Annotated in this window: 17 protein-coding genes; 11 read left to right on the forward strand and 6 right to left on the reverse strand. The window is 67.6% G+C overall.

The window, feature by feature from the left end; translation table 11 throughout:
- Window positions 1-51 precede the first annotated feature (51 nt).
- From BKA03_RS05125 to BKA03_RS05135, 4 genes are all read right to left on the reverse strand, one after another.
- Window positions 52-849 (reverse strand): adenosine deaminase family protein, encoded by a 798-nt coding sequence (locus BKA03_RS05125; RefSeq protein ID WP_062075892.1) that lies wholly within the window; start codon window positions 847-849, stop codon window positions 52-54.
- Complete coding sequence (locus tag BKA03_RS15695; RefSeq protein WP_238579461.1) at window positions 846-1,019, reverse strand: hypothetical protein; 174 nt, start codon at window positions 1,017-1,019, stop codon at window positions 846-848. Before BKA03_RS15695 ends, BKA03_RS05125 begins: the two co-directional genes overlap by 4 nt.
- 53 nt (window positions 1,020-1,072) lie before the next feature.
- Window positions 1,073-1,594: a flavodoxin family protein gene (locus BKA03_RS05130; RefSeq protein ID WP_062075893.1), complete on the reverse strand. Its 522-nt coding sequence runs from the start codon at window positions 1,592-1,594 to the stop codon at window positions 1,073-1,075.
- A gap of 81 nt (window positions 1,595-1,675) precedes the next feature.
- Window positions 1,676-2,395, reverse strand: coding sequence for an IclR family transcriptional regulator (locus tag BKA03_RS05135; RefSeq protein ID WP_062075894.1), 720 nt, complete (start codon window positions 2,393-2,395; stop codon window positions 1,676-1,678).
- Between the two features lie 58 nt (window positions 2,396-2,453).
- Between BKA03_RS05135 and leuC the strand changes: the two genes are divergently transcribed.
- From leuC to BKA03_RS05155, 4 genes are all read left to right on the forward strand, one after another.
- Window positions 2,454-3,878, forward strand: coding sequence for a 3-isopropylmalate dehydratase large subunit (leuC, locus tag BKA03_RS05140; protein WP_062075895.1), 1,425 nt, complete (start codon window positions 2,454-2,456; stop codon window positions 3,876-3,878).
- A gap of 12 nt (window positions 3,879-3,890) precedes the next feature.
- Window positions 3,891-4,529 carry a 3-isopropylmalate dehydratase small subunit gene (gene leuD, locus BKA03_RS05145; RefSeq protein ID WP_062075896.1) on the forward strand — a complete coding sequence of 213 codons (639 nt, stop codon included), beginning with the start codon at window positions 3,891-3,893 and terminating at the stop codon, window positions 4,527-4,529.
- Window positions 4,530-4,533: 4 nt separating this feature from the next.
- A complete protein-coding gene (locus BKA03_RS05150; RefSeq protein ID WP_062075897.1) occupies window positions 4,534-5,898 on the forward strand; it encodes an MATE family efflux transporter in 1,365 nt (454 codons plus the stop codon).
- 213 nt (window positions 5,899-6,111) lie between these two features.
- Window positions 6,112-6,801, forward strand: a complete 690-nt coding sequence (locus BKA03_RS05155) for a nucleoside/nucleotide kinase family protein (protein ID WP_238579462.1) — start codon at window positions 6,112-6,114, stop codon at window positions 6,799-6,801.
- Here the strand turns inward: BKA03_RS05155 and BKA03_RS05160 are convergent.
- Window positions 6,798-7,727, reverse strand: coding sequence for a PfkB family carbohydrate kinase (locus BKA03_RS05160; RefSeq protein ID WP_062075898.1), 930 nt, complete (start codon window positions 7,725-7,727; stop codon window positions 6,798-6,800). The two genes, BKA03_RS05155 and BKA03_RS05160, sit on opposite strands and share 4 nt — an antisense overlap.
- Before the next feature lie 89 nt (window positions 7,728-7,816).
- On the opposite strand from BKA03_RS05160, the gene murA reads away from it, so the two are divergent.
- The 4 genes from murA to BKA03_RS05180 are packed head-to-tail and all read left to right on the forward strand — an operon-like array spanning window position 7,817 to window position 11,947.
- Window positions 7,817-9,133: a UDP-N-acetylglucosamine 1-carboxyvinyltransferase gene (murA, locus tag BKA03_RS05165; RefSeq protein ID WP_062075899.1), complete on the forward strand. Its 1,317-nt coding sequence runs from the start codon at window positions 7,817-7,819 to the stop codon at window positions 9,131-9,133.
- Between the two features lie 2 nt (window positions 9,134-9,135).
- The gene (locus BKA03_RS05170) at window positions 9,136-9,861 is read left to right on the forward strand and encodes a lysophospholipid acyltransferase family protein (protein ID WP_238579463.1); all 726 of its coding nucleotides are present in this window, start codon (window positions 9,136-9,138) and stop codon (window positions 9,859-9,861) included.
- The gene (locus BKA03_RS05175; protein WP_062075900.1) at window positions 9,861-10,859 is read left to right on the forward strand and encodes an NAD(P)H-dependent glycerol-3-phosphate dehydrogenase; all 999 of its coding nucleotides are present in this window, start codon (window positions 9,861-9,863) and stop codon (window positions 10,857-10,859) included. Before BKA03_RS05170 ends, BKA03_RS05175 begins: the two co-directional genes overlap by 1 nt.
- Window positions 10,856-11,947, forward strand: a complete 1,092-nt coding sequence (locus BKA03_RS05180) for a D-alanine--D-alanine ligase family protein (protein ID WP_062075901.1) — start codon at window positions 10,856-10,858, stop codon at window positions 11,945-11,947. Before BKA03_RS05175 ends, BKA03_RS05180 begins: the two co-directional genes overlap by 4 nt.
- Window positions 11,948-11,960: 13 nt before the next feature.
- On the opposite strand, the gene BKA03_RS05185 is transcribed toward BKA03_RS05180, so the two are convergent.
- Window positions 11,961-12,446 (reverse strand): DUF3515 family protein, encoded by a 486-nt coding sequence (locus BKA03_RS05185; RefSeq protein WP_062075902.1) that lies wholly within the window; start codon window positions 12,444-12,446, stop codon window positions 11,961-11,963.
- An 83-nt stretch (window positions 12,447-12,529) separates the two neighbouring features.
- Here BKA03_RS05185 and BKA03_RS05190 point away from each other — a divergent pair, with 83 nt between their 5' ends.
- The 3 genes from BKA03_RS05190 to BKA03_RS05200 are packed head-to-tail and all read left to right on the forward strand — an operon-like array spanning window position 12,530 to window position 15,579.
- On the forward strand, window positions 12,530-13,471 hold the full coding sequence (locus BKA03_RS05190; RefSeq protein WP_083971955.1) for a thiamine-phosphate kinase: 942 nt from the start codon (window positions 12,530-12,532) through the stop codon (window positions 13,469-13,471).
- Between the two features lie 24 nt (window positions 13,472-13,495).
- Window positions 13,496-14,629, forward strand: coding sequence for a hypothetical protein (locus BKA03_RS05195; protein ID WP_062075903.1), 1,134 nt, complete (start codon window positions 13,496-13,498; stop codon window positions 14,627-14,629).
- Complete coding sequence (locus BKA03_RS05200) at window positions 14,626-15,579, forward strand: patatin-like phospholipase family protein (RefSeq protein WP_062075904.1); 954 nt, start codon at window positions 14,626-14,628, stop codon at window positions 15,577-15,579. Before BKA03_RS05195 ends, BKA03_RS05200 begins: the two co-directional genes overlap by 4 nt.
- Window positions 15,580-15,728 lie beyond the last annotated feature (149 nt).

The raw sequence follows: 15,728 nt of genomic DNA on the forward strand, positions 1-15,728 counted from the left end.
GCCGGAGCGTGCCGCATCGGCGCGGGACCAAGGTCCAGTGGCCGCCTTCTCTCAGCCGCGAAGCGCCGCGTCGAGCGCCGTGATCTCGCCGAGGAAGCGGGCTCGAAGCGCCGCCTTTGTGTCGTCGTCGCAGAAGGCTCCGGTGACGCCCGCGAGCGCAATGGCGCGCGCCTCGTCGAGTCCGAGGCCGAGTGCGGGCGGCGCCTCTTGGAACTCGCGCGCCAGGCTGGTCCGGAAGAAGACGGCATCGTCGGTGGAGAAGCTGACGTTGAGGCCCTCGCGGACCATGCGCGCGATCCGGTGCGAGGGGTCGAGGGGCCATCCCGAACAGATCGTCGTCGACACGGGAGTGCATGCGAATGGAATCTGGTTGTCCCTGGCGCGAGCCGTGAGTTCCGCGTCCTCGACAATCATGTAGCCGTGGTCGATCCTGTCGACGTTCAGCACGTCCATGGCCACCCTGACGTTTCCCGCGCCGTCGACGGGGCGCTCGCCCGCGTGTGCCGTCGTCTTGAAGCCCGCCCGGTGGGCGAGCGCGTAGGCATCGGCAAATCGTCCGGGGTCTTCGGTGAGTTCTGGGGTGAGGTCGTCTTGACCGAGAGCCGCGACCTCGGGGTACGGATTGGCGATCATCGTGCGGACCAATTCGACGGCATCGGCGGCGCTATCACGGCGATTGATGCCGATGATGAGGCGGAATCCCACTCCCAGGTCGGCCTCGGCCGCGCGCAGCCCGGAGATGATCGGGTCGAGCAATTGTCGATAGGTGAATCCCTTGGGGGCGAAGTACTGGGGGTTGATTGCGTATTCGCGGTATCTGAGGGCGCCATCGGCGACTGCGGCCCTCACCCCGTCGTAGGCGACCCGCTCAAGGTCCGCACCGGTGGTGAGGACGTCGGTGGCAGCGCGACGCCCTCGCGTTCGGCGAGAGCGATCAGGCGTGCGGCCGACATCGTCGACACGAAGTGGCAGTGAAGTTCGGTCTTTGGAAGTAGCCGCAGGTAGTCGAGGGAATCCACCCTGATATCAAAGCACTCGCACACCTTGAGGTGTGCGTTCAGGGGGCACGCGGCTACAGGGCGAGCACCGCGAGTTCGGCGCCCCATTGGCGGGCGCGCTCGATTTCACCCTCCCGCAACATGCTTGCGGCCGACTTGGGGTTCTTCTCGTTGGCGATGAGGAACCCTTGCGAGACGTGAGCAACTCTGAAGCCCTTTGACTCCAGCAACTTCTCGATCTTGCTCGCGCCGCCCCTGCCGAGGGGTCCACGAACGCGCGTGTCGAACGCCGCCGCGATTCCGGTGCCCGATTGAATGCGTGCGAGCCAATCGCGCACCGGCGGCTGGTCCAGCTCGGGCTCGAGGTCGCCTGGCGCGACGCGGCGCGTGGCCACCGACGCCTTGGTGCCGCTCGTGGGCAGCCCGAATGCGTGGACGGGCGCGCCCACGACAAGGAGGTCGACCGTTGCGGCCTCCGCAGGATCGATCTCGCCCGTGTGCGCGACCCTCGTATTGGGCCCGATGCCCTCCGCAATGGCATGAGCGATTGCTGCGGTGTTTCCCCACAGGGATTCGTAGACGACAAGAGCGTTCATTGACCCGTCCGAGTATGAGGAGTCCGCGTGGTGCGGACGTGACCCCTCATTGTTGCGCGCCTGAGCCTCCCCGACACTTTTTTAACGCTCGGAGCGGCGCAGCACCTCGGAGAGTTGTTGTGCGGCCTCGACCACGGCATGCGCATGCGCCGCCGCCGGATGAGGAGTGAGCCGCTCGATGGGCCCCGAGATGGATACCGCCGCGATCACGCTGCCCGCGGTTCCCCATACGGGAGCCGATACCGAGCTCACCCCCGACTCTCTTTCGCCGGCGCTCTCCGCGTAGCCGTGCTTGCGTACCTTTGCCAGGTCCGCGGCGGTGAAACGTGCCCCCGCGAGCGCCGCGTGCATCACGTCCGGCTCGGCCCACGCGATCAGGATCTGCGCGGCCGATCCGGCCTGCATCGTCATCGTGGTGCCCACGGGGATCGAGTCGCGCAGGCCCACGGGCCTGTCCGCGGCCGCCATGCAGATGCGCACGGCTCCGTGCCTTCGGTAGAGCTGGCTCGACTCCCCGGTGCGGTCTCGCAAGACGGTGAGTACGGGTTGTGCGGCGGAGACGAGGCGGTCCTCGCCGACGGTGGCCGCAAGTTGGCTGAAGCGGCGGCCGAGTATGAAGGCGCCCGAGGGGTCGCGGCCGACGAGGTGGTGGTACTCGAGGGCAACGGCGATACGGTGAACCGTCGGGCGTGCGAGGTGAGTGGTCTCGACAAGTTCGGCCAGCGTGGCGGGGCCGTGTTCGAGCGCGTCGAGGATGGCCGAGGCCTTGTCAATGACGCCAACACCGCTATGATTATCCATAGAGCGATACTACCGTCTCGCATCGTGAGATGTCGAGACCGCCGCGAAGGAGAAACACATGGGAACAACCCTCGCCGAGAAGTTGTGGAATGACCACCTGGTCACCGAAGGCCAGGACGGAGCACCCGACCTCATCTACATCGACCTCCACATGTGTCACGAGGTCACGAGCGCCCAGGCGTTCGAGGGTCTCCGCATCGCGGGGCGCGGCGTTCGCCGCCCGGACCTCACGATCGCGACCGAGGACCACAACACGCCGACGCTCGACATCGATCTGCCGATCGCGGACGAGACGAGCCGGATCCAGATCCAGACGCTGCGCGACAACGCCAAGGAGTTCGGCGTGCGCATCCACTCGCTGGGCGACGCCGACCAGGGCGTCGTCCATGTCGTGGGCCCGCAGCTTGGCCTCACCATGCCAGGCATGACGGTGGTGTGCGGCGATTCCCACACGTCGACGCACGGCGCCTTCGGTGCCCTCGCCTTCGGCATCGGCACCTCCGAGGTGGAGCACGTTCTCGCCACGCAGACGCTGCCGCTCGGCAAGTTCAAGACCATGGCCATCAACGTCGGCGGCACGCTCCCCAGGGGCAGCACGGCCAAGGACATCATCCTTGCCGTGATCGCCAAGATCGGCACCGGCGGCGGCCAGGGCTATGTGCTCGAATACCGCGGCGACGCGATCAAGGCGCTGTCGATGGAAGCGCGCATGACGATCTGCAACATGTCGATCGAGGCGGGCGCCCGTGCCGGCTTGATCGCCCCCGACGAGACGACGTTCGCGTACGTCAAGGGACGCCCGCACGCACCCGAGGGCGCGGATTGGGACGCGGCCGTCGAGTACTGGAAGACGCTCGTGACCGACGATGACGCCGTGTTCGACACCGAGGTTGAACTCAACGCCTCCGACCTCGAGCCCTTCGTCACGTGGGGAACCAACCCCGGCCAGGGCCTGCCGCTCAGCGCGAACGTGCCCAGCCCCGATGACTTCGCCGACGAGCAGGACAAGACCGCGGCCGCCAACGCCCTCGTGTACATGGGTCTGACGCCAGGAACGCCGCTGCGTGACCTCGCGATCGACACGGTGTTCCTTGGCTCGTGCACGAACGGACGCATCGAGGACCTCCGCGCAGCGGCCGAGATCGTCAAGGGCCGCACCAAGGCGCCGAACACGAGATTCTTGGTGGTCCCCGGCTCCGCACGCGTTCGCCTGCAGGCAGAGGCCGAGGGCCTCGACAAGGTCTTTCTCGACTTCGGCGCCGAGTGGCGCAACGCGGGATGCTCGATGTGCCTCGGTATGAACCCAGACCAGCTCAAGCCTCAAGAGCGCAGCGCCTCGACCTCGAACCGCAACTTTGAGGGTCGCCAAGGAAAGGGTGGCCGCACGCACCTCGTGTCGCCCCTCGTTGCCGCCGCGACCGCGATCCGCGGGACCCTGTCCAGTCTTGACGACCTCGACAACGCCCCCGCGGCGTTGGTGTAAGGAGAAAACGCCATGGAGAAGTTCACCACCCACACCGGCGTCGGCGTCCCGCTGCGCCGCTCCAACGTCGACACTGACCAGATCATCCCCGCCGTCTACCTCAAGCGCGTGACGCGCACGGGCTTCGAGGACGCGCTCTTCGCGGCGTGGCGTGGCGACCCCGAGTTCATCCTCAATCAGGACGCGTACACGCACGGTTCCGTGCTGGTGGCCGGTCCCGACTTCGGCACCGGTTCCTCGCGCGAGCACGCCGTCTGGGCGCTCAAGGACTACGGCTTCAAGGTGATCCTCGCCTCGCGCTTTGCGGACATCTTCCGTGGCAACTCGGGCAAGCAGGGCCTACTCACCGGCATCGTCACCCAAGAGAACGTCGAACTCCTGTGGAAGGTGCTCGAGTCCGAGCCCGGCCGCGAGGTGACGGTGTCGCTCGAGGACAAGACCGTCATGTGCGGCGAGGTCACCGTGCCGTTCGAGATCGACGACTACGTGCGCTGGCGCCTCATGGAGGGGCTCGACGACATCGGCCTGACCCTCAAGCACGAGGAAGACATCACGGCGTTCGAGGGCACGCGCGAGGCGTGGCGCCCCAAGACGTTGCCCGCCAAGACGGAGCCCAAGCAGGAGATCGTCGCCGCCCGTCCCGTCAGCTAGTTCGGTGGGCTCGTCACCGCGCGAGCATCTGGCCGCACTTCCGCATCGTCGTGCCCGCGCGCTCGCCCTGCCCGCTATCGCGTCGAACGTCGCCGTGCCCGTCGTCGGGCTCATCGACACGGCGATGCTCGGCCACTTCTCCAATGCCGTGAACCTGGGCGCGGTGGGGCTCGGCGCGGCCGTGATCTCCACGGTGTTCTGGGCCTTCGCATTCCTGCGTCCTGGAACGACGTCCCTAGTGGGCAGGGCACTGGGCGCGGACAAGCCGACCGACGCCGTGGGCCACCTCCAGCGGGCCCTCGCGATGGCGGCGGCCATGGGCGCCGCCTGGCTTGCGCTCCAATGGCTGCTGATCCCCGTGATCGTGCGGGTGCTCTCGCACGGCGCCGCCGCTGGCCCGGTTGCCGCCGACTATGCGCTCATTCGGGGGCTGTCGATTCCGGGCGTGCTGGTGACGCTCGCGATCGTCGGGTACTTCATCGGCGCCCAAGACACGCGCACGCCGTTGTACATCGCGGCGACCGTCGCGGGAGCGAATGTGGTGGGAGACCTCGTCGCCGTCGGCGTTCTTGGCGAGGGAGCCAGGGGAGCGGCGTGGGCGACCTTCGGCGCCGAATGGCTGGGCGCGGCCCTGGCGGTCCTGCTCCTGCGGCGCGCGCTAGGACCCGAGCGCTGGGCTCAGTTGCTGCACTGGCGCGGCCGGCACCTGCGCACGGGTTGGCGCGCACTCCTGGTCATGAACTCGAGCCTGGTGGCCCGCTCCGCGCTGCTCGTGGGAGCGATCACAGTCGTGGCGTCGATGGGCTCCCGCTTCGGCGATGACGTGCTCGCCGCGAACGCGATACTGCTGCAAATGATGTACCTCGCGTCCTACGCCCTCGATGGTTACGCGACGGCGGCCGAGTCGATGAGCGCCGAGCGTATCGGCGCGAGTGACGTGCCCGGCTTCCATCGCGCGTTTGCCGCGTCGTCGATTGCGGGAGGCGTGATCGCGACCCTCCTGACCCTGGTGTTCTGGCTGGGGCGAGACCCGATCCTCGCCGCGCTCACGAACCTGCCGGGCGTGACCGAGGCCGCGCGCCACACGTGGTGGGCTGCCGCGGCGCTGCCCCTCGTGTCGGGCGCGGCATGGATGCTCGACGGCGTGTTCCTGGGGACGGGACGCGCTCGCGACATGCTGATGTCGATGGCCTTGAGCGTGCTCGGCGTCTTTGCGCCGATCGTGATCCTGTCGATCGTCACGGGCCACTTCGCGAACGCGTGGCTGTGGGCCGCGTTCCTCGCGCTGAACGCGGCGAGGGCCGCGACGCTGGGTTGGCGGTACGCGAGCCTGACGCGACGCGGACGGTGGTTGGCACACTCCTCATAACGGGTAGGTGGCGCGCCTGCGCCTTCCGCCGCTCCGCAGCCCGCGCACACGACGCTACGAACCAAAATGGGGCGAGACGCGCCGGCTGAGGAATGCTCAGCGGGGACAGATTCGGCGTTTCGACTCCAGAATGGGTTCGGAGCGCACCTTGGGCGGTACGCGAGCCTGACGCGACGCGGACGGTGGTTGGCGCACGCCTCCTAGGATGCGAGGGTGCCCGCCTCCGTCGACCGTCCGTCCGATCCCGCTGGCGTTCTTCGCCTCATGGCGGCGCGCAGCCGGTCGTCACACGGCATGCGCGCCCCAGGCCGGGTGATCGTGGGGCTGGCGGGGCTCCCCGGATCGGGAAAGTCGACGCTGGCCCACGCCTTGGTGGAGCAGCTCGGCTCCGGTCCCTCGCCCATCGACGCGGCGTACATCCCGATGGATGGATTCCACCTGAGCAACGCCGAGCTGGACCGGCGCGGCCTGACCGAGGTCAAGGGTGCCCCGGAGACCTTCGATGCCGTGGGTTATACGGCGCTGCTCGCGCGGCTTCGCGAGGGTGTGGGTGTGGTCGAGGCCCCCGGATACGACCGGTCGCTCCACGAGGCAGTCCCCGGTCGCATCGTGGTGCCGGCCACGTGTGCCGTCGTGGTCACGGAGGGCAACTACCTGGGCCTTCCCGGCCCCGAGTGGTTTCGCGTGCGAGGACAACTCGACGCGCTGTGGTTCATCGATGCGGCGTGGGACACGGTGCGGCCGCGCCTCGTCGACCGCCACATGACGGGCGGCAGGACGAGGGCCGATGCCGAGGCATGGACCGACAGGGTCGACGCGGCTAATGCGGCCCTCATCGAGCAGACGGCGGCCCGCGCGGACGGGCTTCTCAGCGACGCCGGCGGACAGTGGCGACTGACCTAGACGCCGCTACGGTCGTCGAGGTTGCCGCCCGCGAGCCAAGCCCTCGTACCAAAGGAGCCCAGCGACTCGCCCGCCACGCGCGCGGCGTACGCGAGGTCCTCGGCGAATCTCGCGTCGTCTAGTCCCAAGGACGCGATGCGATACGTGAGCGCTCCGTGGAAGAAGTCGCCCGCGCCCAGGGTGTCAACGACCTCGACGCGACCGACGGGGACCGAGCCGGTGCCCGACGGCGTGACGTAGAGGATCTCGCGCCCGCCCCTGGTGATGGCCGCGTGCGTGACTCCGAGGCCGCGTAGGTAGGTGAAGACGGCACCGGGGGCGCCGTCAGTGCCAGGCGGGGCAAAGTCTTGGGAGACGACGGCGACATCGACGGCGGCCACGACCTCGTCGGTGTAGTGCTTGTGGCTACCGGCATCGAGAATCACGGGGATCCCGCGCTCGCGGGCCGCACTCGCCAGGGGCAGGCCGATTGCGCGAAAGTAGCCGTCGAGCATGACCGCTCCGACTTGACTTGCACCGACTTGACTTGCACCGACGCCGTCGAGGTCGGGCAGCGCAGTCGGCCCGGGGTTGGCGTTCGTGGCGGTGCCCGTCGGCGACACGACGGCGCGCTCGCCCGTCGCCCGGGTCACCATGATCGACGCGGTAATCGGGGCGCCGTCGTAGGCGGCCGCCACCGACACGTCGACGCCGTGGGTGTTCAGGTCCTGCTCAATCAACGGGGACATCGTGTGTGCCGGGAGCGCGGTGACGAGCAGGGCCTCGCCGCCGCAGTGAGCGAACGCCACTGCGGCGTTTGCCGCAGGCCCGCCCGCGGCGACCAGGAAGTCGAGCGCCGCCACCTTCTCGTCGGGGTGCGGCAACCGTTCGACGAGCTGGACGATGTCGAGCGTTGCCAGTCCTGCGAACACTGCGCGTGGGGTCATAGCGTGAGTTTAGAGATGGCATCACGTTCTGGCGCCGCTCCCGCAGGCCCGCGACGGGTTAGCGGGCCCGGATAGGGCACGATAGAGCCATGAGCGACAACATCCGCATCACGGGCGGGAAGCCCCTCACCGGCGAGATTGCCGTTCGAGGCGCCAAGAACTTCGTGTCAAAGGCCATGGTGGCCGCACTTCTCGGCTCCACTCCCTCGACTCTGCGCAATGTTCCTGAGATTCGTGACGTCAATGTCGTGTCTGCACTATTGCGCCTGCACGGCGTCGCGGTCGATTACAACGTCGAGTCCGGCGATCTGGCGATGGACACGAGCACCCTGACGTCGGCCGATGCCGTCCAGATCGCCGAGCACGCGGGCTCCTCTCGCATCCCGATCCTCCTGTGCGGCCCGTTGCTGCACCGACTCGGCGAGGCGGTCATCCCCGACCTGGGTGGTTGCCGCATCGGCGACAGGCCCATCGATTTCCACCTCGACATCCTAACCAAGTTCGGAGCGACGGTTTCCGAGGGGCCCGACGGCCTGTACCTCACCGCCAAGAACGGGCTCAAGGGCATCAAATACGAGTTGCCGTACCCCTCGGTGGGCGCCACCGAGCAGTTGCTTCTCACCGCCGTCCTCGCGGAGGGAGTGACCACCCTTCACAATGCCGCAGTCGAGCCAGAGATCAAGGACCTCATCGATACGCTCCAAAAGATGGGCGCGATCATCTCGGTGGACACCGATCGTTCCCTGACAATCGAGGGCGTCAAGGAGCTGCGCGGTTACGACCACCGCTCGCTGACCGACCGCATCGAGGTGGGTTCATGGGCGGCCGCCGCGCTCGCGACGAAGGGCGACATCTTTGTCCACGGCGCCCAGCAGCGTCACATGGGCATGTTCCTCAACGTGTTTCGCAAGGTCGGCGGCGAGTTTGAGGTGGTGAACGATGGCATTCGCTTCTTCCACCCTGGCAAGGACCTCAGGTCGATCGCGCTGCAGACGGACGTGCACCCCGGCTTCATGACGGACTGGCAGCAGCCTCTCGTCGTGGCGCTCACGCAGGCCAAGGGCCTCAGCATCGTTCATGAGACGGTGTACGAGAACCGCTTTGGCTTTACCGATGCCCTCGTCAAGATGGGTGCCAACGTCCAGCTCTACAGGGAGTGCCTGGGCGACAAGAAGTGCCGGTTTGGTCAGCGCAACTTCAAGCACTCTGCCGTCATCAGCGGGCCGACCCCACTGCAGGCCGCCGACATCGATGTCCCCGACCTGCGCGGCGGCTTCTCGCACCTTATTGCCGCGCTGACGGCGGAGGGAACCTCCACGGTCTCCGGAATCGGCATCATCGATCGTGGCTACGAGGGCTTCCGAAACAAGCTGACCGCGCTCGGCGCGCGCGTCGAGGGCTCGTAATCGTGGCGCGTCGCATTCCTTTACGCTCGACGAGCTCACTGATCTACCGCGCCGTTGCGGGCCTCATTCGCGGCGTCTTATGGTGCGTCACTCGCAAGGACTGGCACGGGCAGGACGACATGCCGGCCGAGGGCGGATTCATCGCCGTATCGAACCACGTGACGTATGCGGACCCGCTCACTCTCGCGCACTTCCTATACAACTCCGGCTACCCCCCGCACTTCTTGGGCAAGTCCCCCCTGTTTTCGTTGCCGGTCATCGGCTGGATTTTGACCAAGACGGACCAGATCCCCGTGCACCGCGGCACGGTGCGGGCGAAGGACGCGGTCGACACGGGCATGAAGGTGCTGCGCGCGGGCGACGTCATCGCGATCTTCCCTGAGGGGACGCTGACGAGGGACCCCGACCTGTGGCCGATGATGGCACGCACGGGCGCCGCGCGCATGGCGCTGGAAACGGGAGTTCCCGTGGTCCCCGTGGCGCAGTGGGGCGCCCACAAACTGCTCGGCCACTACAGCAAGCGCGTGCACCCCTTTCCTCGCAAGATGGTGACGATCAAGGCGGGTCCCGCGATCTACCTCGATGACCTGCGCGAGAAGCCGCTCGACAACGAAAAGTTGCGCGAGGCCAGCAAGCGCATCATGGACACCCTCACCGTGATGGTCGAGGAGATGCGCGGCGAGCAGGCTCCCGCCGAGCGCTACGACATGCGAAAGCACAAGGCCTGATGCGCGCGGCGGTCTTCGGTTCGGGAGCGTGGGGAACGACATTCGCGGCAGTGCTTGCCGATGCCGGTTGCGAGGTGTCGCTGTGGGGGCGTGACGAGGGCGTTGCGGAAGAGGTCAACGGGACGGGTCAGAATTCCCGCTTCCTGCCCGGCATCAGCCTCCCCGACTCCGTGCGGGCGACGGTGGACGCGGCATCGGCGCTCGACGGCGCGCAACTCGTCGCGGTCGCGCTGCCCTCTCAGTACGTGCGCTCGATCGTGTCGCCATTTGCAGGCGCGCTGGCGCCCGATGCGGTCGTGGTGTCCCTCATGAAGGGCATCGAGCGTGGGAGCCACCAGCGCATGAGCCAGGTTCTTGGCGAGGCGTGGCTCGTGGACACCGCGCGCATCGCCGTGGTGTCCGGGCCCAACCTGGCCAAAGAAATCGCGCGCAAGCAGCCCACCGCCACGGTTGTCGCTTCCGAGTTCGAGGCCACGGCCGAGGTCGTCGCCCGCGCCACGGCTTCCGGTTACTTCCGCCCCTACACGAACACCGACGTCATGGGCGTCGAGTTGAGCGGTGCGTACAAGAACATCATCGCCGTGGCCGTTGGAATCGCAGACGGAATGGGTTTTGGGCACAACACGACGGCGACGGTCATGACGAGGGGTCTTGCCGAAATTACTCGACTCGGTCTCGCCCTCGACGCGAAGCCGGACACCTTCTCGGGGCTGGCGGGCATGGGCGATCTGATCGCGACGTGCGCGTCTCCGCTATCCCGCAACCACACCCTTGGCGCCCACATTGGTCGTGGCTCCTCCCTCGTCGACGCCATTGCGACCACGGGTGGAACGGCCGAGGGCGTCACTACCTCTCAATCAATCCAGGAGCTTGCCAGGGCGCACGGCGTCGACGTTCCCATTTGCGATGCGGTCGTGGCGATGCTTCACGCGGGTGAGCCCAAAGAGGCGGTTCTCGGCGCGCTTTTGGCGAGGCCACGCAAGGCGGAGGGCGAATGACGACGCGCGGCACCGTCGCGGTGCTCTTTGGTGGCAGGTCGTCGGAGCATGAGGTCTCGTGCACCACCGCGGGAGGAGTGCTTGGCGCGATCGATCGCGACCGCTGGGACGTCCTTGCCGTGGGCATCGGCCGCGATGGTTCGTGGACTGTCCAGAGTGACAACCCTGCGGAATGGGCGCTGAGCGACGGTCAGATGCGTCACGTCGAGCCCACGGAGAGGCGCGTCTTGCTTCCCGCGGTCGCGGGGGACCGCCAGTGGAGCGTCGAGACGGGCGGCACCGTCACTCCGTTGGCCCTCGTAGATGTGGCCTTCCCTGTGCTCCACGGTCCGTGGGGCGAGGACGGAACCATTCAGGGCGCCCTTGAGCTGCTCGACGTCCGCTATGTGGGCGCGGGAGTTCTCGCGTCGGCCGTGGGCATGGATAAGCAATTCATGAAGGCCGCGTTCAGGGCCGCGGGGCTTCCCGTGGCGCCCGACGTCGTGCTTGGCCCCGGCGAGACCGCCGAGTCGCGCCGCGCGCAGATCGAGGCGCTCGGGCTACCGGTTTTCGTCAAGCCGGCGCGCGCGGGCTCAAGCATGGGCATCTCCCGCGTCGAATCATGGGACGAGCTGGATGCCGCGCTAGCGGATGCCGTGAAGCACGATCCCAAGGTGCTCATCGAGTCCGCAATCGTGGGACGCGAGATCGAGACCGCGGTCCTCGGTGCGCGCGACGGCGTGCGCACCTCGCCTCCTGGCGAGATTGTCACCGGCGGAGACCACGACTTCTACGACTTTGAGGCGAAATACTTTGACGCCGGCGCCGTCCGGCTCGATTGCCCCGCGCAGATCCCGGTCGCCGATGCCTCGCGCATCAGGGACCTCGCGGCGCGTGCCTTCGCGGCGGTGTCGGCCGAGGGAATCGCCCGCGTCGACGTGTTCTATGCGGAAGACGGCACCATCACCGTGAACGAGATCAACACCATGCCCGGCTTCACGCCCACGAGCATGTACCCGCGCATGTGGGCCTCCGCGGGCCTGACGTACCCCGACCTGGTTGACGAGTTGCTTCAAGCGGCCCTGCACAGGCCCCTGGGGCTTCGCTAGCGCCGGGAGGCGTCTAGAGGCACTGCAGCCCATTCGGCTTCGCCAGAGAGGCGGCAGGGCTGAGTTGCGCCAGCACCTCGCTCACCGCCTTGTCGGCCCTGATCTTGGGGATGACGACCTCGGTGGCGGGGGAGCGGCCAAACGCCACCGCGATCCACGACGTGTCGGTCTCGGTCACGAGCCAGTCTTGAGACGCCGAAGGGGTATCGATTGCCACGCAGCGATCTGTAGAGGGACCGGGAGGCTCGACCCCGCAGCGCACGGTGATCATCGCGGTCGTGCCGTAGGCGGCCGTCGCTTGAGATGAGGTGGGCCTGAGCGACAGTCCACCGACCACCTCGGGGATGCCGAGCATGACGGATGCGCATTGCGGATCGGCCGCGTAGGGCGCAGGGTTGATCACGACGGGCGCGGTGCATGCCGACACGCTGACGAGTACGACGCCAGAGAAGAGCACGGCGGTAGACAGGCTGCGCGCCGTACGGCCGAGAGAGGGCATGACAACAGCCTAGGGTTGCGGCTCGTGAGGTGGGTGACGCGCGCGGCGCGATCAGAGGTCTCCAGTCCCCGTAGGCTTTGCCCGTGACCACGATCGGTGAGTTGGGAGAAGACGCGATTCTCGCCCTCTTCGTCCCCAGGCTTCCCGAGTCTGACGCGACCCTCCTCGGGCCAGGCGATGACGCCGCGGTGCTGTCCATCGACGGCGACCTGGTGGTCTCCTCCGACGTCCTCATCGAGGGCAGGCACTTCCGTACCGACTGGTCGACCGCCGCCGACATTGGCTGGCGGGCGGCAATGCAGAACCTGGTCGATATCGACGCGATGGGTGCCGTGCCGACCGCGCTGCAGGTGACGCTCGCGGCACCAAGCGACACCGAGGTCGACTGGGTGCTCGGCTTCGCCGACGGGCTGCGCGAGGCGTGCGAGCCCCACGGAGTGGGAGTGGTGGGCGGCGATCTGTCGGGCGCATCGGAGATCGCCATCTCCGTGACGGTCTTGGGCGAGACACACGGGCTTGAGGTGGTCACTCGCGGCGCCGCCGCTCCCGGGGATGTCGTGGCCGTGTCGGGCCCGCTGGGTGCGGCCGTTGCCGGGTTCGCACTGCTGACGGCGGGTGTGGGATTGGACCTCGATGCTGTTGACCTGTTCCGGCGCCCTCGGCCCGTCATTGGGGCGGGCCTTGAGGCCGCGCTGCGCGGAGCCACGGCGATGATGGACGTGTCCGACGGTCTGCTGCGTGACGCCTCGCGCATCGCGCGAGCCTCTGACGTCGGGATCGAGATCGAGAGCGCCGCCGTGCCTGTGCACCCCGCCGCTCAAGAGGCGGCCGATGCCTTGGGCGTTGACCCCCTGCCGTGGGCGCTGACCGGGGGAGAGGACCACTGCCTGTTGGCGACGTTCCCCTCGGGGACCCTCTTGCCGGACGGCTGGACCGTTGTTGGCGACGTTGTGGATGGATACCAGGGAATTCGGGTCGACGGCGCGGTTCCTGAGGCGCTCGGCTGGGATCACTTCGGGGCGTGACGCGGCGAGCGTAGGATCGAAATCGTGACCCTCGATCCCGACGTACTGCTTGCTGGACCGCGAGGCCGCGGGCTGTTGGTGCACCTGTTCGACGATGTCGCAATACGCACCCTCAGGATGCGTGCCGACTCAGCCGCGGGCTTGGGGGCATCGTCGATGCTCTACATGAGTGCGTCCGTCACCCCGGGCGTGAGAGGGCTCGTCGATCGCGTGCGTACCGGTCGCCACAGAGTTCACGCCGAGCGTGAGATGCGTCGGCCGGTTGTCCCCGCGGAGATGGCCCAGGCGATTGTTGCGGCGCCGCTTCCCAGCGTCAGCCCGGCAGCGTTGGTCGAGGCGCTCGGGCGCACGGTCGACGATGCAAAGCCGTGGCAACCTTCCGACGGGAACGAGGCCGTCCTCGCATCCGCAGAGGTGCGCGCGGCGCTCACGGCGCTGGCTGAACGGGTCGCGGAGACGGCGTTCGCGAGAGCTTGGGCGGCGCCCGCCCAGCCAGAACAGTGGGTACTCGACAGGAAGGACGACCGCCTGGGGTCGGAACCGATACCCGCACCCGCCGCTGCCCTTGCGGCGTGGCGAGAGGCGGTCGAGGCCGAGGAACGCGCGGCGGTGAAGCGTCGCGAGAAGGGCCAATCGTATGGAGGCCCATGGTGGTCGAATCCGCCCGGGTATCTCACGCACTCGACCTCTGCGTGGAGGGAGTTTGGGCCAGTGGGGCTCTACCTCGAAGAGGACTCGTTCGGGCCGATGGCGGCGGACGCGACCCCGGTTGGCGCGCCTCCTGAGAAGACCTACGAGATCACCGGCGCCGTGGCTTGGGCGCGATTGTGCAGGGAGTATCCGCTCGACGTCACCGCTACCAGGGAAGTCTTGTGGAATCACTCGGTGGGCCACAGTGACGTATGGGTGATTCCCGATTGGCAGGCGATGGCCGCGGATTGGGACGCCGTGCACCTGACGATCGCCGGTTACCTCGCGGCGGCGACGACGCGCATCGACGTGTCGGACGGCCGGGCGTCGGCAATCGCGGGATGGGGTCCCGATGAGACGGTGTGGCTTCGCGACGCCCCAGCCCCGACGTCGGCCGTTGTCGAGTGGCGCCGTTTCCAGAGCGTTGGCTGGCGGATGCAGATGACCCCCATGGAAGAAGAAGCGTGAGCAACAACCTCAGGGGCAAGCCCAAGACCATCGCCCTCGCTCTTGGATCGGGAGGCGCGCGAGGCTACGCGCACATCGGTGTCATCGAGGAGATTCAGGCGCGCGGCTGGGAAATAGTCGGTGTGTCCGGAACGTCGATGGGCGCTGTCGTCGGCGGCCTCTATGTGGGCGGCGCGATGGAGAGTTATCGAGACTGGGCGGTGGGACTCGGCAGGCGCGACGTGATGCGCCTCATGGATCCGGGCCTGGGCGGCGCGGGCGTGTTGCGTGCGTCAAGGGTGATGTCGAAGGTCAAGGAACACCTGGGCGACATGGCGATCGAGGACGCGCGCATGCCCTATACGGCCGTGGCGGTGGACCTGGTGGCTCAGCGTGAGGTGTGGTTCACGTCTGGCCCGATGATCGACGCGATGCGCGCATCGATCGCGATTCCCACCGTCTTCACTCCGCTGGCCAAGGACGGCATGGTGCTCGCGGACGGCGGGCTCCTCAACCCGGTTCCCGTCGCGCCGCTCGCCTCCGTCCACGCGGATGCCTTGATCGCCGTCAACTTGTCGGGCCCTTCGGTGACGACCGCCCATGGGCGCGAAGAGGTCTTCACGGGGATCAAGTTTCCCAAGATCAAGTTCCCCAGCTTCCCGCAGGTGATCGAGCCGGCGTTGCGAGCCTTGGTGCCCGCCTTCGGTCGCGGTGAAGACGGCAAGCCGGATGAGCATCATGAGCTCCGGATGAACACCCTTGACGTCGTCGACCGCTCGCTCAATCTCATGCAAGAGGCGATCAGGCGATACCGGCTCGCTGGCTACCCCCCGGATGTGCTCGTCAACGTGCCGCTCGACTCGTGCGGAACGCTCGACTTCCACCGCGCCAAGGACCTGATCGAGGTGGGTCGGGACCGTGCCGTTCGCGCGTTCGATGCCTGGGAAGCTGGAGAGCCACTCGTTCTCTAGCCGTAGTGGCTCAATCCGTACCGGATTTCGCCGGGTTTGGGTCTGTGGTGGCTCAATCCGTACCGGTTGACGCCGTCTCGGCCGCGTTGATGGTGCGGGTCCCGGCCCGTGTCGTCCTCTGGTCGGGTCGTTGCGGGCTATCCACAGGG

It is taken from the genome of Demequina lutea (assembly GCF_013409005.1).
GTDB lineage: Bacteria > Actinomycetota > Actinomycetes > Actinomycetales > Demequinaceae > Demequina > Demequina lutea.